The 17986-nt window shown below is 63.1% G+C and carries 17 protein-coding genes; 8 read left to right on the top strand and 9 right to left on the bottom strand.

Features of this window, described 5'->3' with window-relative positions; translation table 11 throughout:
• Positions 1-708 precede the first annotated feature (708 nt).
• Both AC07Y9_RS31620 and AC07Y9_RS31615 read right to left on the bottom strand, forming a co-directional pair.
• Positions 709-1305, bottom strand: a complete 597-nt coding sequence (locus tag AC07Y9_RS31620) for a TetR/AcrR family transcriptional regulator (RefSeq protein WP_062822931.1) — start codon at positions 1303-1305, stop codon at positions 709-711.
• Positions 1298-2149: a 3-hydroxybutyryl-CoA dehydrogenase gene (locus tag AC07Y9_RS31615; RefSeq protein ID WP_102680129.1), complete on the bottom strand. Its 852-nt coding sequence runs from the start codon at positions 2147-2149 to the stop codon at positions 1298-1300. The genes AC07Y9_RS31620 and AC07Y9_RS31615 overlap by 8 nt, the downstream gene beginning before the upstream one ends.
• 171 nt (positions 2150-2320) lie before the next feature.
• Here AC07Y9_RS31615 and AC07Y9_RS31610 point away from each other — a divergent pair, with 171 nt between their 5' ends.
• Positions 2321-3337 (top strand): AraC family transcriptional regulator, encoded by a 1017-nt coding sequence (locus AC07Y9_RS31610; RefSeq protein WP_097140348.1) that lies wholly within the window; start codon positions 2321-2323, stop codon positions 3335-3337.
• A 162-nt stretch (positions 3338-3499) separates the two neighbouring features.
• On the opposite strand, the gene AC07Y9_RS31605 is transcribed toward AC07Y9_RS31610, so the two are convergent.
• Entirely contained in the window at positions 3500-5368 is a 1869-nt protein-coding gene (locus AC07Y9_RS31605; protein ID WP_102680128.1) for a sigma-54-dependent Fis family transcriptional regulator, read from the bottom strand.
• Between the two features lie 342 nt (positions 5369-5710).
• Between AC07Y9_RS31605 and AC07Y9_RS31600 the strand changes: the two genes are divergently transcribed.
• The 5 genes from AC07Y9_RS31600 to AC07Y9_RS31580 all read left to right on the top strand — a co-directional run bounded on the left by AC07Y9_RS31600 (position 5711) and on the right by AC07Y9_RS31580 (position 11083).
• Positions 5711-6811, top strand: a complete 1101-nt coding sequence (locus AC07Y9_RS31600; protein ID WP_102680127.1) for an ATP-NAD kinase family protein — start codon at positions 5711-5713, stop codon at positions 6809-6811.
• The gene (locus tag AC07Y9_RS31595) at positions 6789-7766 is read left to right on the top strand and encodes a thiamine pyrophosphate-dependent dehydrogenase E1 component subunit alpha (protein WP_092418563.1); all 978 of its coding nucleotides are present in this window, start codon (positions 6789-6791) and stop codon (positions 7764-7766) included. The genes AC07Y9_RS31600 and AC07Y9_RS31595 overlap by 23 nt, the downstream gene beginning before the upstream one ends.
• 29 nt (positions 7767-7795) lie before the next feature.
• Complete coding sequence (locus tag AC07Y9_RS31590; protein WP_102690520.1) at positions 7796-8812, top strand: alpha-ketoacid dehydrogenase subunit beta; 1017 nt, start codon at positions 7796-7798, stop codon at positions 8810-8812.
• Positions 8809-9921, top strand: a complete 1113-nt coding sequence (locus AC07Y9_RS31585; RefSeq protein ID WP_102680125.1) for an acetoin dehydrogenase dihydrolipoyllysine-residue acetyltransferase subunit — start codon at positions 8809-8811, stop codon at positions 9919-9921. The genes AC07Y9_RS31590 and AC07Y9_RS31585 overlap by 4 nt, the downstream gene beginning before the upstream one ends.
• Positions 9922-10009: 88 nt before the next feature.
• Entirely contained in the window at positions 10010-11083 is a 1074-nt protein-coding gene (locus tag AC07Y9_RS31580) for a 2,3-butanediol dehydrogenase (protein ID WP_256580960.1), read from the top strand.
• A 99-nt stretch (positions 11084-11182) separates the two neighbouring features.
• On the opposite strand, the gene AC07Y9_RS31575 is transcribed toward AC07Y9_RS31580, so the two are convergent.
• Both AC07Y9_RS31575 and AC07Y9_RS31570 read right to left on the bottom strand, forming a co-directional pair.
• Positions 11183-11812, bottom strand: coding sequence for an HAD family hydrolase (locus AC07Y9_RS31575; protein WP_102680207.1), 630 nt, complete (start codon positions 11810-11812; stop codon positions 11183-11185).
• 91 nt (positions 11813-11903) lie between these two features.
• Positions 11904-12551 (bottom strand): hypothetical protein, encoded by a 648-nt coding sequence (locus tag AC07Y9_RS31570; protein ID WP_102680123.1) that lies wholly within the window; start codon positions 12549-12551, stop codon positions 11904-11906.
• Between the two features lie 276 nt (positions 12552-12827).
• Here AC07Y9_RS31570 and AC07Y9_RS31565 point away from each other — a divergent pair, with 276 nt between their 5' ends.
• On the top strand, positions 12828-13592 hold the full coding sequence (locus AC07Y9_RS31565; RefSeq protein ID WP_102680122.1) for a hypothetical protein: 765 nt from the start codon (positions 12828-12830) through the stop codon (positions 13590-13592).
• 461 nt (positions 13593-14053) lie between these two features.
• Here AC07Y9_RS31565 and AC07Y9_RS31560 read toward each other — a convergent pair whose 3' ends face one another.
• The 3 genes from AC07Y9_RS31560 to AC07Y9_RS31550 all read right to left on the bottom strand — a co-directional run bounded on the left by AC07Y9_RS31560 (position 14054) and on the right by AC07Y9_RS31550 (position 15331).
• The gene (locus tag AC07Y9_RS31560; protein ID WP_007923747.1) at positions 14054-14455 is read right to left on the bottom strand and encodes a type II toxin-antitoxin system HicB family antitoxin; all 402 of its coding nucleotides are present in this window, start codon (positions 14453-14455) and stop codon (positions 14054-14056) included.
• A gap of 35 nt (positions 14456-14490) precedes the next feature.
• Positions 14491-14673, bottom strand: a complete 183-nt coding sequence (locus AC07Y9_RS31555; protein ID WP_009043086.1) for a type II toxin-antitoxin system HicA family toxin — start codon at positions 14671-14673, stop codon at positions 14491-14493.
• 376 nt (positions 14674-15049) lie between these two features.
• Positions 15050-15331 carry a hypothetical protein gene (locus AC07Y9_RS31550; protein ID WP_102680121.1) on the bottom strand — a complete coding sequence of 94 codons (282 nt, stop codon included), beginning with the start codon at positions 15329-15331 and terminating at the stop codon, positions 15050-15052.
• A 780-nt stretch (positions 15332-16111) separates the two neighbouring features.
• Between AC07Y9_RS31550 and AC07Y9_RS31545 the strand changes: the two genes are divergently transcribed.
• Positions 16112-16699, top strand: coding sequence for a hypothetical protein (locus AC07Y9_RS31545; RefSeq protein WP_146021767.1), 588 nt, complete (start codon positions 16112-16114; stop codon positions 16697-16699).
• Between the two features lie 169 nt (positions 16700-16868).
• Here AC07Y9_RS31545 and AC07Y9_RS31540 read toward each other — a convergent pair whose 3' ends face one another.
• Positions 16869-17684 carry a hypothetical protein gene (locus AC07Y9_RS31540; protein ID WP_146021766.1) on the bottom strand — a complete coding sequence of 272 codons (816 nt, stop codon included), beginning with the start codon at positions 17682-17684 and terminating at the stop codon, positions 16869-16871.
• Positions 17685-17986: the final 302 nt, after the last annotated feature.

Here is a 17986-nt window from a genome sequence, read left to right as displayed (position 1 = left end):
AACGCCGAAGCCCCTGCGGGCCTTATCGCAGCCTGCGGCAGCGGCTACAGGAGGTTGTTTTTCGCCAGAGGTAATGCGTTGCGGCGACGATAGCCGCGCAGAAACCGCAGTTTCCTTTTGTACCCCGCCATCCGCATCACCCTGTAGCCGCTGCCGAAGGCTGCGATCGAGCCGCAGGCTCGCGGCGAATGTAAGAACGCCGAAGCCCCTGCGGGCCTTATCGCAGCCTGCGGCAGCGGCTACAGGAGGTTGTTTTTCGCCAGAGGTAATGCCTTGCGGTGACGATAGCCGCGCAGAAACCGCAGTTTCCTTTTGTACCCCGCCATCCGCATCACCTTGTAGCCGCTGCCGAAGGCTGCGATCGAGCCGCAGGCTCGCGGCGAACGCACGGACGTCGAAGCCCTTGCAGGCCTTGTCGCAGCCTGCGGCAGCGACTACAGGAGGTTGTTTTTCGCCAGAGGTAATGCGTTGCGGCGACGATAGCTGCGCAGAAACCGTAGTTTCCTTTTGTACCCCGCCATCCGCCTTACCTGTAGCCGCTGCCGCAGGCTGCGATCGAGCCGCAGGCCCGCGGCGAACGCTCGGACGCCGAAGCCCCTGCGGGCCTTATCGCAGCCTGCGGCAGCGGCTACAGGGGCGGTTGTTGTTTGTGGGAGTGCGGTCGGCAGTCGATGGTCGCAGGGGCGGCGATTGGTGTTGCGCCGCGGTTCAGGCCACGGCGCTCTGCGGCGCGCTGTTCAACAGCCGTTCCAGGGCGCCGCTGAGCAGGTGTTCCAGCAGGGTTTCGCGCTCGTGCTCGGTCAGTGGCTGCTCGTCCAGCCAGCCGGGCGCGCTGTTGAGCAGGCTGGCGATGGCATGTCCGGTGGCCAGCAGCGCCGCGTCGCCGAGCCGTGGCAGCGGGCCGAGGAGCATCAGCAGGCGGCGTTCATATTGCTCGCGCAGCTGACGCACGCGCTGCTGCTGGTCCTGGTTCAGGCAACCGCTGTCGCGCTCCACCAGACGGAAATGCCGAGGCAGTTCCCGGTGCAGTTTCAGGTGGGCGCGGATCAGGGTGCGCAGGCGATCGTCCGGCGCCTTGCGCCGCCGTTCGATGCGCCCCAGGGTGCCGAGCAGTTCGTCGTAGAACTCTTCGATCAGGTCCAGCAGCAGGTGCTGCTTGCTCGGGTAATGGTGATACAGCGAGCCCGGGGTCAGCCCCAGGTGGCTCGCCAGCTCGCGCATGCCGACCTGGCCGAAACCCTTGCTGGCGAACAGCTCCAGGGCCTTGTCGCGGCTTTCGGCAAAACGCGAGCAACGCTCAGCCATAGCGGTGGAAGCCACGTTCGGTCTTGCGCCCCAGGTAACCGGCGGCGACCATTTCCTTGAGCAGCGGCGCGGGCCGGTATTTGCTGTCGTTGAAGCCATCGTAGAGGGCCTCAAGGATCGCCAGCAGGGTGTCCAGGCCGATCAGGTCGGCCAGGGCCAGCGGGCCGATCGGCTGGTTGCAGCCCAGGCGCATGCCGGCGTCGATGTCCTCGGCGCTGGCCAGGCCTTCCTGCAATACCAGGATCGCCTCGTTGATCATCGGCACCAGGATCCGGTTGACCACGAAGCCCGGGCGGTTGCCGGCGGTGATCGCGACCTTGCCCAGGCGGGTGGCCATGTCCAGGGCCAGGGTGTGGGTCGCGTCGCTGGTCTGCAGGCCGCGGATCACTTCGATCAGGCCCATCACCGGCACCGGGTTGAAGAAGTGCAGGCCGATAAAGCGCTCGGGCGCGCTGACGCTGGCGGCGAGCTGAGTGATCGACAGCGACGAGGTGTTGGAGGCGATGACACAGGTGCTGGCAACCTGGGCGGCGATCTGTTGCAGCACCCGCCGTTTCAGCTCGAGGTTTTCCGTGGCCGCTTCGATCACCAGTTGCGCGTCGACCAGGCTGGCGTAGTCGGTGCTGGTGCGGATGCGCCTCAGGGCCGCCTGTTTCTGCGCTTCGTCCAGGCTGCCCTTGGCGATCAGCCGGTCGAGGTTCTTGCTCACCGTGGCCAGGGCCTTTTGCAGGGCGCTGTCGCTGATGTCCAGCAAGGTCACTTCGAACCCGGCCTGGGCACAGACCTGAGCGATACCGTTACCCATGGTGCCGGCGCCGATCACACCGATATTCTGCAGATTCATCTTGGCTTCTCTTTCTTCGTCCGGACGTGTCGCAGCGCAGCGCGAGCGCGTCTTGCAATGCAACCTTCGAGGCGCGAGTCTAGTGCCCGCGCCGGCCCCGGCCTATGCCAAAAGCGCTCAGCCGCGCTGGTGTTTTTTGCCATGTCCACAGCCACAGAGAGCAGTCATTCCATGCGGGAAAAGGATTCGGTCGCGGTCTACTTCGTGCAGGTGATGGTCCACGCCTTGCGTGAGCGGCCCGAGCGCCTGGCCGCGGTGCTGGCCGAAGCGGGCATCGATCCGGCCTTGCTCGGCCAGCCCGAGGCGCGGGTGCCGGCCAGCGCGTTCGCGGCCTTGTGGCTGATCCAGATCCGCGAGCTGGGCGACGAGTTTTTCCAGCTCGATTCCCACGGCCTGCCGCCGGGGGCGTTCGCCCTGATCTGCCGCGGGCTGATCCAGGAGCCGACCCTGGAAAAGGCCCTGCGCCAATGCCTGGCCAATTTCGGCCTGTTCCTGCGCGACTTCCGTGGCAGCCTCAGCGTGCGTGGCAAGCGCGCGGTGCTGAGCCTCGACAGCGAGCCTTGCGATGACGCCGCCGGGCGTTTTGGCGAAGAGACCTTCCTGGTGCTGATGATCAGCCTGCTGTGCTGGCTCGGCGGGCGGCGCATTCCCATCGACCGCGCCGACTTCCGTTATCCGCGCCTGTCCCTGAGCGACGATGCCTTGCTCTGGGGGCCGAACCTGACCTTCGGCGCCGAGCGCACCGAAATCGAATTCGCCAGCCGTTTCCTGCGCCTGCCGGTGGTCCAGGACCTGGCCTCGCTCAAGGTCTTTCTGCGCAGCGCGCCGCAGTGGCTGGTGATCCGTTTTCGCAACCAGCACGGCCTGGCGACCCAGGTCTATCAACGCCTGCGCCGCAGTCATTACAGCCAGTGGCCGACCCTGGAAGCCTTTGCCGGCGAGGTGCAGGTCAGCCCCAGCACCCTGCGTCGGCGCCTGGAGCGCGAGGGCGTGTCGTACCAGGAAATCAAGGACGAAGTGCGCCGCGGCATGGCCGTCGAACTGCTGCGCCAGAGCCGCGCGAGCATCGGCGAAATCGCCGAGCGCACCGGCTTCCAGGAGCCCAGCGCCTTCCACCGCGCGTTCAAGAAATGGACCGGCGAAAGCCCCGGACGCTACCGCGCGCGCTACCAACCCCCGACCCCATAGCCGCTGCCGCGCGCCCGACTGTGTAGCCGCTGCCGCAGGCTGCGCACGGCCGCGCAGCGGACGCCAAGCCAGGCAGCGCGGTGCATCAGGTCAACCATGGATGCGGGTTTTACGTCGCCTGCGCAGCCTGCGGCAGCGGCTACGCTGCATCGCCGACCCCGCTCAGGCCGGGCTGCGTCCGGGCATCTGGATGCCGTGCTGCTGCACCCGGCGGTACAGGGTCGCGCGGGAAATACCCAGGGCCCTGGCCGCGGCCACCGGCTTCCAGCGATGGCGCACCAGGGCATCCAGCAACGCCTGGCGCTCGGGGCTGCCGCCGGTTTCCTGGGCGGGCAGGGCGCCCGCGGGCTCGACCCCGCGCACCTGTTCCGGCAGGTCATGCAGCTGGATCAACGGCCCCTCGCACACCGCGCAGGCATAGCGCAGTACATGCCGCAATTGCCGCACATTGCCCGGCCAGCGATAACCCAGCAGGCATTCCAGGGCCGCGTTGCCCAGTTGCACCGGCGCCCCGCAGCGCTTGGATTCCTCCTCGACAATCCGCGTGATCAGCGCCAGCCGGTCGCTGCGTTCGCGCAGCGGCGGCAACTGAAAGCGCGCGCCGCCCAGGCGGAAATACAGGTCCTCGCGAAAGCTGCCCTCGGCCACCAGGCTTTCCAGGTCGCGGTGGGTGGCGCAGATCACCTGGATATCCACCGACCGGTGCTGCGACGCCCCCAGCGGCGCCACTTCGCCTTCGGCCAACACCCGCAGCAAGCGGGTCTGCAAGGCCAGGGGCATGTCGCCGATCTCGTCGAGAAACAGGGTGCCGCCATCGGCCTGTTGCAGCAGGCCCTGCATGCCCTTGCCGGAGGCTCCGGTAAAGGCTCCGGCGACATAGCCGAACAGCTCGCTCTCGATCAGGCTTTCCGGGATCGCCGCGCAGTTCACCGCCACGAACGGCCGCTCACGGCGCTGGCTGGCCTGATGCAGCTGGCGGGCGAAGACTTCCTTGCCGGAGCCGGTCTCGCCCTGGATCAGCACCGGCAGATGCCGGTCCTTGACCCGCACCGCCAGGCGCAGGCTCTGTTCCACCCGCGGGTCCAGTGGCTCGCCGGCCAGGCTCAGGCGCGGGCGGCTCAGGGGCCGGCGCGGCGCCCGCAGCCGTCCATGCAGTTCTGCGGACAGCGGGCACAGCGCTTCATCCCGGGCGCGATGCAGCAATTGCGGATCGAACACCTGGGCGATGTGCTGGGGCAGCTGGCCATAACGTTGCAGCAGGTAGGCGCGCGCCGCCGGGTTAAGCGCGCGCAGGCAGCCGTCGTCGTCCCAGGCCAATAGATAATCGGGCTGGCTGTCGACATAACCCGGGCTGGCGTGGGCCCGCAGCACCCAATAAGCCTGGGCGCTGCTCATGAAGAACGCCTGTTCGATCTCCCGGGCGCTCTGCACCACCATCTGTCGGATCAGGTGCTGGGAACGGCGCTCGTCCGGGGAGCGCACCGCCGAAACATCCAGCACCCCCAGCAGTTCGCCCTGGGGGTCGAACACCGGCGCGGCGGAGCAGGTCAGGCCGATAAAGGCCGCGCGAAAGTGGTCGCGTTTGTGCACCGTGATCGGCGCGCGGGCGGTGAGCACCGCCGCCACGCCGCAGGTGCCTTCCTCGCCCTCCGACCAGCAGGTGCCCAGGTACAGGCCGGCCTTGCGGCAGTCGTTGCGAATGGTCGATTCCACCCGGTAGTCGATGGTCCGGCCCTGGGCGTCGGTGAGCAGCACGCAGTAGTCGGCGTCGCGCACCCGGCCATGGAGGCGGGCCACTTCTTCGCTGGCAATGCGCAGGAACAGCTCGGAGCGCTCGCGGCATTCCTTGAGCACATCCTGGGACAGGATGCGTGGTCCCTGCAGCGAACCGGGGTCCAGGTGGTGCTGCTCCAGGGAGCGGCGCCAGGAGTCGAGGATCAGGCTCGGGACCGGCGCCTGGGGCAGGTGCGCGGCGTTTTTCAGGACCCGGCTGACGCAGTCCACGTGGGCTCTTGAGTGTGCGGAAAGCATGAAGGCCTCCGGTTGCAGCTTCTTATCGTTGTGGGCGCAATTAAGCGCCGATCCGCCCGCCTCGACAAGCGCCGGCTGCCCCGGCGGCAGGCGTGAGACGCAACGTCTCAAGGTCTCGCCGAAGCCCCGTGCAACCTGACATGCAACGTCTCATCGGTGGGGCTGGCCAAGGCCTCGCCAGCGTCAAGGCAACCGCTCTGGATCGGCCTTGTCCGGGTTTTCCAGGGCAATTGGCACCGGCCTTGCTCTATCCCTGGATAACCAGCCCCGACTGGCTCATCGAAGAATAACAACGAGGTGCCCCATGTCTTGTCCTGCCTGTGATCCGCCCGCGGTGGGCTTATGAGTCGCCGTCCCCTGAGCGTGGGCATCATCGCCAACCCGGCCTCGGGGCGCGATGTGCGCCGCCTCACCGCCAACGCCGGGCTGTTTTCCAGCACCGACAAGGTCTCGGTGATCCAGCGCCTGCTGGCGGCCTTCGGCGCCACCGGCATCGAGCAGGTATTGATGCCCACCGACATGACCGGGATCGCCGCCGCGGTGCAGAAGAACAGCCGCAGCCGCCAGGCCCGGGACAACCATTGGCCGGCCCTGGAATTCCTTGACCTGACCCTGCGCCAGAGCGTCGAGGACACCCGCCGGGCGGCGCGCTGGATGGCCGAGCGCGAGGTGGCGCTGATCGCCTTGCTCGGCGGCGACGGCACCCACAAGGCGGTGGCCGCCGAGATCGGCGATATCCCCTTGCTGACCCTGTCCACCGGCACCAACAACGCTTTCCCGGAACTGCGTGAAGCCACCAGCGCCGGGCTGGCCGGCGGCCTCTACGTCAGCGGCCGGGTGCCCGGCGCAATCGCCCTGCGGCGCAACAAGCGCCTGCTGGTGCGCGAGCCTTCCCGGGGCCTCTGCGAAGTGGCCCTGGTGGACGTGGCAGTGTCGCCCCTGGCCTTTGTCGGCGCCCGCGCCATCAGCCGCGCCAGCGACCTGGCCGAGGTCTTTGTGACCTTCGCCGAGCCCCAGTCCATCGGTATTTCCGCGCTCTGCGGGCTGTGGTTGCCGGTCACCCGCCAGGAGCCCCACGGCGCCTGGATGCGCCTCGACCCTCAATCCCCCGAAGCGCTGCTGGTGCCCCTGGCCCCGGGCCTGTTGCAGGGCTGCGGCGTGCGGGACGCCGGCTACCTGCTGCCCGACGTGCCCCAGCCGCTGTGCCTGAGCGCCGGCACCCTGGCCCTGGATGGCGAGCGTGAGATCGAATTCAACGCCCACGACCGGCCCACGGTCACCCTCGATGGCGGCGGCCCGCTGAGCATCGACGTCAACGCGGTGCTGGACCACGCGGCGCGCCAGCGCCTGCTGGCCATCGACCGCCAGCACCGGCAACACCCCGTGAACTTTCAGTCCGAAGACACCCTGGAGAATAAAAATGTCGACACCTTTGACCACTGAGCAGTTGCTGCATGCCTACCGGGTGATGCGCACCATCCGCGCATTCGAAGAACGCCTGCACGTGGAATTCGCCACCGGCGAGATCCCCGGTTTCGTCCACCTGTACGCCGGCGAAGAGGCCTCGGCCGCCGGGGTCATGGCCCACCTGCGGGACGATGACTGCATCGCCTCCAACCACCGTGGCCACGGCCATTGCATCGCCAAGGGCGTGGACGTGTACGGGATGATGGCCGAGATCTACGGCAAGAAGACCGGGGTCTGCCAGGGCAAGGGCGGCTCCATGCACATCGCCGATTTCGAAAAGGGCATGCTCGGCGCCAACGGCATCGTCGGTGCCGGCGCGCCGCTGGTGGTGGGCGCGGCCCTGGCGGCGCGGCTGCAGGGCACCGACGGCGTGTCGGTGGTGTTCTTCGGCGACGGCGGCTCCAACGAAGGCGCGGTGTTCGAGGCCATGAACATGGCCTCGGTGTGGAACCTGCCGTGCCTGTTCGTCGCCGAGAACAACGGCTACGCCGAGGCTACCGCGTCCAACTGGTCGGTGGCTTGCGATCACATCGCCGATCGCGCCGCCGGCTTCGGCATGCCCGGGGTGACGGTGGACGGCTTCGATTTCTTCGCCGTGCACGAGGCCGCCGGCGCCGCCGTGGAGCGGGCCCGGGCCGGCGAGGGCCCCTCGCTGATCGAGGTCAAGCTGACCCGTTACTACGGCCACTTCGAGGGCGACGCGCAGACCTACCGCGCCCCCGACGAGGTCAAGCATTACCGCGAGCACAACGACTGCCTGATGCAGTTTCGCGAGCGCACCACGCGCTCGGGCCTGGTCCAGGCCAGCCAACTGGAGCAGGTCGACCAGGAGGTGGACGCGCTGATCGAGGACGCGGTGCGCAAGGCCAAGTCCGACCCCAAGCCGAGCCCGGCCGATCTGCTCAGCGACGTCTACGTCGCCTATCCCTAATGCCTCTATAACAAGAAGAGATCACCATCATGGCGAGAAAAATCAGTTACCAGCAGGCCATCAACGAAGCCCTGGCCCAGGAAATGCGTCGCGACCCCAGCGTGTTCATCATGGGTGAAGACGTGGCCGGCGGTGCCGGCGCCCCCGGCGACAACGACGCCTGGGGCGGCGTGCTGGGCGTGACCAAGGGCCTCTACCATCAATTCCCCGGGCGAGTGCTGGACACCCCGCTGTCGGAAATCGGCTATGTCGGCGCCGCCGTGGGCGCGGCCACCCGGGGTGTGCGCCCGGTGTGCGAACTGATGTTTGTCGACTTCGCCGGCTGCTGCCTGGACCAGATCCTCAATCAGGCGGCCAAGTTCCGCTATATGTTCGGCGGCAAGGCGCAGACCCCGCTGGTGATCCGCACCATGGTCGGCGCCGGCCTGCGCGCCGCGGCCCAGCATTCGCAGATGCTCACCTCGCTGTGGACCCACATCCCCGGGCTGAAAGTGGTTTGCCCGTCGTCGCCCTATGACGCCAAGGGCCTGCTGATCCAGGCCATCCGCGACAACGACCCGGTGATCTTCTGCGAGCACAAGCTGCTCTACAGCCTGCAGGGCGAAGTGCCGGAGGAGTCCTATGCGATTCCGTTCGGCGAGGCCAACTTCCTGCGCGACGGCAAGGACGTGACCCTGGTGTCCTACGGGCGCACGGTGAATACCGCGCTGGAGGCGGCGCGCAGCCTGGCCGGGCGCGGCATCGATTGCGAGGTCATCGACCTGCGCACCACCAGCCCGCTGGATGAAGACAGCATCCTGGAAAGCGTGGAGAGGACCGGGCGTCTGGTCGTCATCGACGAAGCCAACCCGCGCTGCTCCATGGCCACCGACATCTCGGCGCTGGTAGCGCAAAAAGCCTTCGCCGCGCTCAAGGCGCCGATTGAAATGGTCACCGCGCCGCACACCCCGGTGCCGTTCTCCGATGCCCTGGAAGACCTGTACATCCCCGACGCGGCGAAGATCGAACAGGCCGTGCTGAACCTGATCGAGTGGAGCCGCCGATGAGCCAGATCCATACCCTGACCATGCCCAAGTGGGGCCTGTCGATGACCGAAGGCCGGGTCGATGCCTGGCTCAAGGAAGAGGGGCAGAGCATCAGCAAGGGCGACGAAGTGCTGGACGTGGAAACCGACAAGATTTCCAGCAGCGTCGAGGCGCCGTTCTCCGGGGTGCTGCGCCGGCAGGTCGCCCGCCAGGACGAGACCCTGGCGGTGGGCGCCTTGCTCGGCATCGTCGTCGAGGGCGAGGCCAGCGACGCCGAGATCGACGCGGTGATCGAGCAGTTCCAGGCGTCTTTCGTGCCCGGCGATGCCGCCGATGAAGACAGCGGCCCGGCACCGCAGAAGGTCGAGCTGGGTGGCCGGCTGATCCGCTACTTCGAGCGCGGCGCAGGCGGCACGCCGCTGGTGCTGGTGCACGGTTTCGGCGGTGACCTGAACAACTGGCTGTTCAACCACGAGGCCCTGGCCGCCGGGCGCCGGGTCGTCGCCCTCGACCTGCCGGGCCATGGCGAGTCGGCCAAGACCCTGCAACGGGGCGACCTGGACGAACTGAGCGACGTGCTGCTGGCCTTGCTCGATCACCTGGAGATTCCCGTGGCCCATCTGGTGGGGCATTCCATGGGCGGCGCGGTGGCCTTGAACACCGCGCGCCTGGCGCCGCAGCGGGTGCGCTCGCTGAGCCTGATCGGCAGCGCCGGGCTCGGGGCCGAAATCAACGGCGATTACCTGCGCGGTTTTGTCGAGGCCGGCAACCGCAATGCCCTCAAGCCGCAGCTGGTGCAGCTGTTCTCCAACGCCGAACTGGTGAACCGGCAGATGCTCGACGACATGCTCAAGTTCAAGCGCCTGGAAGGGGTGGACGCGGCCCTCGGGCAACTGGCCGGCCAGCTGTTTGCCGAGGGCCGCCAGCAGGCTGATCTGCGCCCCGTGGTGCAGGACGGCGGGCAGCCGGTGCTGGTGATCTGGGGCAGCGACGACCGGATCATTCCGGTGAGCCACAGCGCCGGGCTCAAGGCGCAGATCGAGGTGCTGCCGGGGCAGGGGCACATGGTGCAGATGGAAGCGGCGGAGCAGGTCAATCGCCTGATCCTCGACTTTATCCAGCAGCACTGAAGTTTTCTGCGGCGGCCAAGGGGCCGTCGCAGCCCGACAAAAACAAGGAGAAGCCAAGATGAGTGTTTCCCTCAAAGCCGTCCCCAGCATGCGCGCCGCGGTCTGGCATGGCCGTCACGATATCCGCGTCGAAGACGTGCCGCTGCCCGAGGCGCCGCCCGCCGGCTGGGTGCAGATCCGGGTCGACTGGTGCGGCATCTGCGGGTCCGACCTGCACGAATACGTGGCCGGGCCGGTGTTCATTCCGGTGGAAGCGCCGCACCCGCTGACCGGGATCAAGGGCCAGTGCATCCTCGGCCACGAGTTCTGCGGCGAGATCGTCGCCCTCGGTGCCGGGGTCCAGGGGTTCAGCGTTGGCCAGGCGGTGGCCGCCGACGCCTGCCAGCATTGCGGCAGCTGTTATTACTGCACCCACGGCCTGTACAACATCTGCGAGAACCTGGCCTTTACCGGGCTGATGAACAACGGCGCCTTCGCCGAACGGGTGAACGTGCCGGCCAATTTGCTGTACGCCTTGCCGGCCCATTTTCCCGCCGAGGCCGGGGCGCTGATCGAGCCCTTGGCGGTGGGCATGCATGCGGTGAAGAAGGCCGGCAGCCTGCTGGGCCAGAACGTGGTGGTGGTCGGCGCCGGCACCATCGGCCTGTGCACCATCATGTGCGCCAAGGCTGCCGGTGCGGCCCAGGTGATCGCCCTGGAAATGTCCGGCGCGCGCAAGGCCAAGGCCCTGGAAGTCGGCGCCAGCCATGTGCTCGATCCCAAGGCATGCGATGCCCTGGCCGAGGTCAAGCGCCTGACCGGCGGGCTGGGGGCGGATGTCAGTTTCGAATGCATCGGCAACAAGCACACCGCCAAGCTGGCCATCGACCTGATCCGCAAGGCTGGCAAATGCGTGCTGGTGGGCATCTTCGAGGAGCCCAGCGAGTTCAACTTCTTCGAGCTGGTGGCCACCGAGAAGCAGGTGCTGGGGGCGCTGGCCTACAACGGTGAATTCGCCGACGTGATCGCCTTTATCGCCGACGGCCGCCTGGACATTGCGCCGCTGGTGACCGGGCGTATCCAGCTGGAACAGATCGTTGGCCAGGGCTTCGAGGAGCTGGTCAATAACAAGGAACACAACGTCAAGATCATCGTTTCACCGGGACCGTTGCAAGGCGCCTGAGCTGGGCGATTTGGCGATGGCCGGCAGCGGCCATCGCCTTTTTTATCGCAGATCGGTTGATTCCCGCTGTCGCTGCGGCAACGGCTTCATCCAGCTATTTCACATCGCGCCCAAAAGCCCCAAGACCTGCAACTGGCGACGGGTTTCAGCCGCCGACTGGTGGTGAATCGCATTCCAGCCCAGGGCCTTGGCGGCGACGATATTCGGCGTGTGGTCGTCAATGAACACCAACTCCTGAGGCGCCACCTCCGGCAGGTGCGCACGAATGCGCTGCAGGGTGGTGTGGTAGATCTCGGCGTCAGGCTTGATCTGCCGCTCCTGCCCGGACACCACGATGTCGCGAAAACGCTGGAGGAACGGATAGTTGTCCCAGGCGTAGGGGAAGGTTTCCTGGGACCAGTTGGTCAGCCCGAACAGCGGCATCTGCGCCTGGTGCAGTTCTTCCAGCAAGGCCACGCCGTCATCCAGCTGGCCGCGGAGCATTTCCGGCCAGCGCCCGTAATAGGCCTCGATCAGCGGCGCATGCTCCGGGTGTTCGGCCACCAGGCTGCGGGTCGCTTCGGCCAGGGGCCGCCCGGCGTCCTGCTGGGTGTTCCAGGCCTGGGTGCAAATGGTCTCGAGGAACCATTGGCGGCGGGCATCGTCAGGGATCAGTTGGCGGTACAGGTGGTGCGGGCTCCAGTCGAACAGCACGCCACCAAAATCGAAAACCACAGCACGAATTGTCATCAGCAAGTCCCTTTTAGCGGTTGTGGGTCAGGCGACATCCTGCGACGGCGGGCCGGGCAATGCAATTTGCTGGCGGGGTTCGCGCCTTCCCTTAGTCGACAATCACCCGTTCGCTCGGGTCGTCGCCCAGGCACACGCTCAGTTGCTGCCCGGCCTTGTTGAATGCGCAGGGAGGCAGGGGCGGCTTGATGAAATTCAGCGTCGGAAGGATGAACACGCCAGCCAACAGCAGCGCGCCGACGATCCGCGGCAACAGCACATCCGCGCTGGTGGCGGCTGGCCGGGGCTTGAGGCGCCCGCGGCGGTACCAGTGCAGCCCGCTGAGGACCAGGCCACCGCCGATCGCCATCGCGTAGTCCAGCTCCCAGGACTGCGGGCTGAAGATCAGGTTGCCGTCGGCGTCGTCCGGGTAGTTGACCCGCCACCAGGCACCCAGCAACAGCGGTACCAGCCCGGCGACGATCCAGGCCAGGCGCGCGCCGGGCATGCGCGTGAGCAGGGCCAGGGTCAGGCCGAGGAGGCAGGCAAGCCACACGCCGAGGTACAGCTGGAAACCCATGGCCCCGCCAAACAGCGTGCCGCTGACGTCCCGCGGGACAATCAGTTGCAGGTCGGCGAACACCATCACCGCCAGCGGGGCGGCCACGGCGATTGCGCTCAGGAGCGCGTTGATCCATGAGCACAGGGTGAACAGGCGACGGATAAGCAGGTTCGACAAAGAGGGGGCAGGCGCCAACACGTTTCTTCCTTGGGTGGTGTTCGGGGGCGCGCAGTATGCAAGGCCGCAGGCGGTTTTGCACCAGTCGCCGAAGCCGTAGCGGCAAGCCGCCATGGGGCTGGCGTCGCTACCGTGATGGTGTTTTTTTGCGAGCCTGCACGCTGCCGGCCAGGGCTGCGGCGGGGTTGGCCTGCGACGCACGGTTGGCCCGGCCACCGCACTTTTTGCGTTTTTGCGGTTCTATTCAGGGCCAGGCCGTGCCGACCCTCCGCGCGGCCAGAGTCCAGAACGGTGCCGATGGTTTATCCGCTTTCTCGTTATTCCCTGCGTGTATGTTGCCTGCGTGTGTTGCGCCAGCCGCTGTGGCTGGCTTCTGCCCTGATGCTCTGCGCCACGGGTTGCAGCCAGCAGCAGGGGCGCGACATGGTCCACCAGTTCAGCAATGGCAAACCCCAGGAGTTCTTCCAGACCAGCGTCGACCGCATGGCCACCCTGAGCATGCGCGACAACCTGCAAAGCCTGTACCTGCTGATGAACAAGCTTTACCTGCGCAACCCCAACCAGTGGCGCGAGTGGGGGTATACCGATGCCACCAGCGCCGCGCGGGATATTCGCCAGGCTATCGAGCAGCAGAAGGCTTTGCCGGCCCTGGGCAACCGTCGTGACCTGGCTGCGTTGAGTTATGCCCTGAGCCCGGAGTTTCGTGGCGACCGGGTCGGGGCTTTTATCTATGCGATCGGCAGCATGCTGGTGACTGCCCATGGCGGGCGTACCGAGTTTTTTATGACCGACACTATCGACCCGCAGTTTGTCAGTAACGCTGCGCGCAATATTGAAAAGGCTACCTGGATGCTCAGCCAGCGGCAGGGGGCCAATGGGGAGTTGTTGCTGTTTTCCAATGAGATTTCGGAGGAGGGCAGCAATCTGAGTTTTGCGGTGGAGTTTGGGAAGATTGTGGCGCGGTTGGATTTGTTGACGCAGATGCTGGATGAGCGTTATCGGCGGATTGGGTTGAATTATGCGCAGAGTTTGTTGCTGATGAATTTTTTGCCGGTGCAGTAGGGGCTCGATCTTCTTGGGGGCATATCCGTTGCTGCGGTAACGGCCGCTGGGTTTCTGTAGGAGCAGCCGGTCGACGCTCGATTGCTCGCGATGGCGGCCGTTCTGGCGCTGCACTTTTTGGACGGGGTACATATCCGTTCCTGCGGTCACGGCGGCTTAGGGTTCCGCCCTTACGGCGGGTCACTTTGGAAGAGCGCCAAAGTAACCAAAACGCTTTGCCCCACCACTCGGTGCCTCGCTGAGGCTCGGCATGCCCTCACTCCGGCATTGATCCGTGGGCCGCCGCCGCAGGCCATCCATGGCCTGGGGCGGCTAACCCGGCATCCTTGCCGGGTTACCCACGGCTCAATGCCTGCGTTCGGCCATCGTGGTTAACGGGGCGTTCAGATCAAAAGCAAAAGCGAGGCGGCCTACCGGCCGGCCTGGAATCTGGGGCTGTGCGTAGAGAGAGTTTGAGGTGTTTACCGCCCCAGCTTTTCCATCGCCGCATCCGCCAGGAAAGACGACCGGCTCTTGATGTTGTGCTCGCGCACAAAGCGGTCGATGCGTTGAATCACGTAACCCGGCAGGGTCACATTGACCTTCTCGGTTTTGCCCAGGTAAGGCGTGATATCGATATCCAGCATGCCCCAGCCCATCCCTTCGAAGTCGGGGTTGGCGCGGTGTGTGCCGGTGGGCGAGGGCAGGGGAATGGCTTGCCCTTCGCGGGCCAGTTCTTCGAGCATGACGTGGGCGATCTCGATGGCGGCGCTATACGCGGCCTCGAAGGTGTCGCCGGCGGTGACCGCGCCAGGAATGTCGGGAATCTGGATGCCGGTAGCCGTGTGCTCGTCGCCCCACTCGATGCAGATGGGATATTGCACGGGGATCTCCTCATAAGGTGCGAAGGCCGAAGGGGCTATATCAGCCCGGCCAGTTTCTTGATGGCCCTGACCGTCCCCCGTGGCAGATCCTTCTTCGGGTGCGGCACCGGAACGGTCTCGGGCCGGTAGGGATGCTTGAACAGATGATGGCTGCCGGTGACGCGCTCCAGCACCCAGCCTGCGGCTTCAAGCTCCTTGATCAGCTGTCTGCTTTGCACCTCCATCTCCTTATTGGGTGAGAGGTGCTTTATAACTCCAGGCGCATAATAACGCAGGTTGAATTGTGTGTCTGGAGTTATGTATCGGGGAATGTCGTTCAGAGGGCACATCGCTATGGAATCGACGCCCTGTAGCCGCTGCCGAAGAATGAGGCTGCGATCGGCTGCGCAGCAGACGCAAGTCCTACCTCCCGGCTTTACCTGTGACACCGCATGGCCAGGTTTGGCGTGCGCTTCGTCGGAGTGCCGCTCAACCCGATCGCAAGCCTCATTCTTCGGCAGCGGCTACAAACAGCATTTAAGGTTTGATCAGAGACTCAAATGTCGGGGCCGCTGCGTGCCCCGACCCAGTTTCCTCGCCACAGCTCAATAGCGCTCAGGGCTTCTGCGCCGTACGCCACTGAATCACCTCCAACACCGCACAACCTTCCCGGGTCAGCAGATGCACCCCTCGCGTCACCCGCGCCAAGTCGCAGTCGGAAATATCTTTCAGGTTAAGCGTGGACAGGCTGTCCATCAGGTCGCGCACCACGGTGAAACGATGGGCTGCGCTGCTGGCCAGATCGTTCAGGGAGGCTTGGGTATCGAGGTAGAAAACCGCTTGATCGGCGTCGTGGGTGTCGACGGGGATGAAGCGAGAAAGTGGCTGGTCAATCATCGGTGCAGCTCCTGTGTAGGGAGCAATCACCTGTGTTGCCGACGACGAGGAAAATGACCGTTGTACGCGTATATGACGACAGGAGAATCACCGCGCACAGCCGTCATAACATCCTGTCGCGAGCACCAGATAGGTGACTGCAAAGGTGTTGTGAGTGCTGATGCTGCGTTGTAATTCGACCGGCCAAGGTCGTTCGCGAATTTAGCTGCGACGCCGAACTATAGGAGCGGCGCTTAAGCGCTGCAACCGCACGCTGGCTTGAGATGTTTGAGTGGTTGTGTCGGAGAGTTAGCAGCGACAGCGGTAGGGCCTAATTACACTGACTTGACGCACCCGTTTGCGTCGGATCTATCTAGCGCAGAGCTCAAGTTATGGCCGAAGTTTTCTACTTCGAATGAGGCTTATAACTCAGTAGCTCAAAAGCTGAATAAAACTTGGCTTTACGGGCATATATGAGAGGTCGATTTTGGCTGAAAGAAATCGCCCCCATGAGGGGGGGCTTACGGCCAGAAACGGACGGAAGCGCTTGAGCCATAACCGGCCATGGACATCCTGCTAACGAGTTCGTAATCTCCGCGCAGGTCTTGTCGTTTTCCCTCTGCCAGTGTTCTGTTTTCTAAAGCTCGACTCAATCGGCTCAAGTGGGTACGCAGGGATAAGGAGCCACAAACAGGATTGGTAAGGTTGAGAGAGTTTCATAGTGGCTAGTAAAATCGTTCGCTTCGCTCAATGGGGCCGGCCCATACCCGTCCTTTAACTGAACTTTAGGCCTTACTAAATATGCTCACTGACAATTGGCCTTCCTGCATAGTTACTGCATTTGATCTTATCGGTACCAGAAGCCTTGCTGCTTCAGGAAAGGGTTCGTCGGCGATGATTGAGATGCATCGACGCGCTGTGGCAAAGATCAACCATGGCCTTCCCCTCCACAGTCATGGATACATCTGGAACGACTCAGTTCTTCTGCTCTCTTACATGACCGAGCCAAACTGGTCTAAACGAGGTTTTTTTGCTGAGCTGAACGATTTCAAGTCCTTCCTTGAGCAACAGTGCGGCGCATCAATGTATGCCATTTCGGTAAAAGGGTTGGCGTTCCCACAAGACGAAATGACGTCGGCGGTTTTCAATGGGCAAATTGCCAACCAGCCACGTGCAGTTGTATTGAAGACATCAAGTTGGGCCATGGCCAACTGCTTTCTAATCGAAAAGGGTCTTGGCCATCACCGAGCGGATTGGTATATCGACAGGAGAATCACCATTGGTACCAATCTCCCAAAGCCCTTCGAGTCGGAAGTAATTGATCTTCTACCAAAGAAAGAGTTTAGAACCATCGACATGTTCAGGGGGAACATCGGCGTTGAGGACTAACCGATAGGTCTATCGAACTGCCTGCAAGCTGTGCTTGCAGGTTCCCTCCGCACCGGTTACCTCAAACATTAGTGTCCGCTTTTGGTTGTGGGTTCAAACGGTCGATGCAGCTGTGAATTAGTCGTCATCGCCGAGTCGGTAAGCAGGTATAAAAAAGTGATTCAATGAGTTATATCTTATCCCATGTTTTGCGGGTTCTAAAATATGAATCATCACATCCGAATGCACCAAGGATCTCGTTAAAATAAGGTGTGGCTTCGTGATTGATATGCATGCTTAGATACTGTAGTTCCAACAGGGTCTCAACCCAGTATCGAATCATTTGTAGTATGTAAAACTGCCTTTTGGGTGCGACAGCCTCAAAAACACCTGTGCGATGGCTTGCGTCTTCATAGGTGTTTATCTGGGTTCCTTGTTCCGAAGTATGCAATACCATTCCGAGTCTACTCATGAATGCCCCAGAGATTTCGGAGTTCTCTTTTATGATTTGTTTTTTTCTTCTGGTGAGATCTTTTTTGTAAATCTCCATGTCTACCTTCAAGTACCATTCTCCTGTGGGGTCAGATTGGCGACCTCCGACTAGAAAGTCAAAATTTGAATAGCGGTCTCCTTTTGCAAACTTAGAAAGGATGGTGATAATGTTGCAGTGTATGGGGCTGTTTAATGTTGGCAGGGATCGTATTTTTAATTGTCTTTTTTTAATTACGTCTTGCGATTGATTGTATAGCTCTATGAGGTCGTGGCCAATTGTATGTTTTAAATATTTGTCGGTTGGGAATTTTCCATTTGTATCAATGAAATGATCAAGAGTTAGGCATAACTTTCCTATGCGCTCCAGCCCAATGCTCAGATTGCTAAATGCCTGAAAATATAGACCTTGTGTTGCGTAATTTGCTTTGCGAATTTGCGTTGCGCCAGTCCCTAAAAGCTCCTTGCAAAACATTGCTTCTTTAGAAAGTGCATTAAATATTTCGGGTGACTTCATTGTTGGTATCCATCCGATTTATACGAAAAGTGAGTCGCGGACTGTTCATGTACGGCTCGAATCGACCACGACACTATTGCTATATCCGAGCACCAACATGTTTTGGCATCTTACCTAATACCTTAGACTGCCAAACGGCAACGGCTGTCCTCTTCTGGCTATTTTTACCGATTATTATCATTGCAGCATATGGATCACTTCGTACTTTTGCTCCCTCGGCGACTTCGAACCTTAGAATCCACTCTGAAAAGATCTCCTTGTCTGGTGCAATCCATGGACATCATCCCGGAGCACAGAGAGCT

This window comes from Pseudomonas sp. GW456-L12 (genome assembly GCF_059424045.1).
The sequence above is the reverse complement of the archived record's forward strand: the minus strand, read 5'-3'. Positions and strand labels throughout refer to the sequence as shown.

Excerpts from the sequence above, each read along its gene's own strand:
- AC07Y9_RS31620 (WP_062822931.1), bottom strand. The coding sequence starts at position 1,305 with ATGGCTGAGCGTTGCTCGCGTTTTGCCGAAAGCCGCGACAAGGCCCTG.
- AC07Y9_RS31615 (WP_102680129.1), bottom strand. The coding sequence starts at position 2,149 with ATGAATCTGCAGAATATCGGTGTGATCGGCGCCGGCACCATGGGTAAC.
- AC07Y9_RS31610 (WP_097140348.1), top strand. The coding sequence starts at position 2,321 with ATGCGGGAAAAGGATTCGGTCGCGGTCTACTTCGTGCAGGTGATGGTC.
- AC07Y9_RS31605 (WP_102680128.1), bottom strand. The coding sequence starts at position 5,368 with ATGCTTTCCGCACACTCAAGAGCCCACGTGGACTGCGTCAGCCGGGTC.
- AC07Y9_RS31600 (WP_102680127.1), top strand. The coding sequence starts at position 5,711 with ATGAGTCGCCGTCCCCTGAGCGTGGGCATCATCGCCAACCCGGCCTCG.
- AC07Y9_RS31595 (WP_092418563.1), top strand. The coding sequence starts at position 6,789 with ATGTCGACACCTTTGACCACTGAGCAGTTGCTGCATGCCTACCGGGTG.
- AC07Y9_RS31590 (WP_102690520.1), top strand. The coding sequence starts at position 7,796 with ATGGCGAGAAAAATCAGTTACCAGCAGGCCATCAACGAAGCCCTGGCC.
- AC07Y9_RS31585 (WP_102680125.1), top strand. The coding sequence starts at position 8,809 with ATGAGCCAGATCCATACCCTGACCATGCCCAAGTGGGGCCTGTCGATG.
- AC07Y9_RS31580 (WP_256580960.1), top strand. The coding sequence starts at position 10,010 with ATGCGCGCCGCGGTCTGGCATGGCCGTCACGATATCCGCGTCGAAGAC.
- AC07Y9_RS31575 (WP_102680207.1), bottom strand. The coding sequence starts at position 11,812 with ATGACAATTCGTGCTGTGGTTTTCGATTTTGGTGGCGTGCTGTTCGAC.
- AC07Y9_RS31565 (WP_102680122.1), top strand. The coding sequence starts at position 12,828 with ATGGTTTATCCGCTTTCTCGTTATTCCCTGCGTGTATGTTGCCTGCGT.
- AC07Y9_RS31550 (WP_102680121.1), bottom strand. The coding sequence starts at position 15,331 with ATGATTGACCAGCCACTTTCTCGCTTCATCCCCGTCGACACCCACGAC.
- AC07Y9_RS31545 (WP_146021767.1), top strand. The coding sequence starts at position 16,112 with ATGCTCACTGACAATTGGCCTTCCTGCATAGTTACTGCATTTGATCTT.
- AC07Y9_RS31540 (WP_146021766.1), bottom strand. The coding sequence starts at position 17,684 with ATGAAGTCACCCGAAATATTTAATGCACTTTCTAAAGAAGCAATGTTT.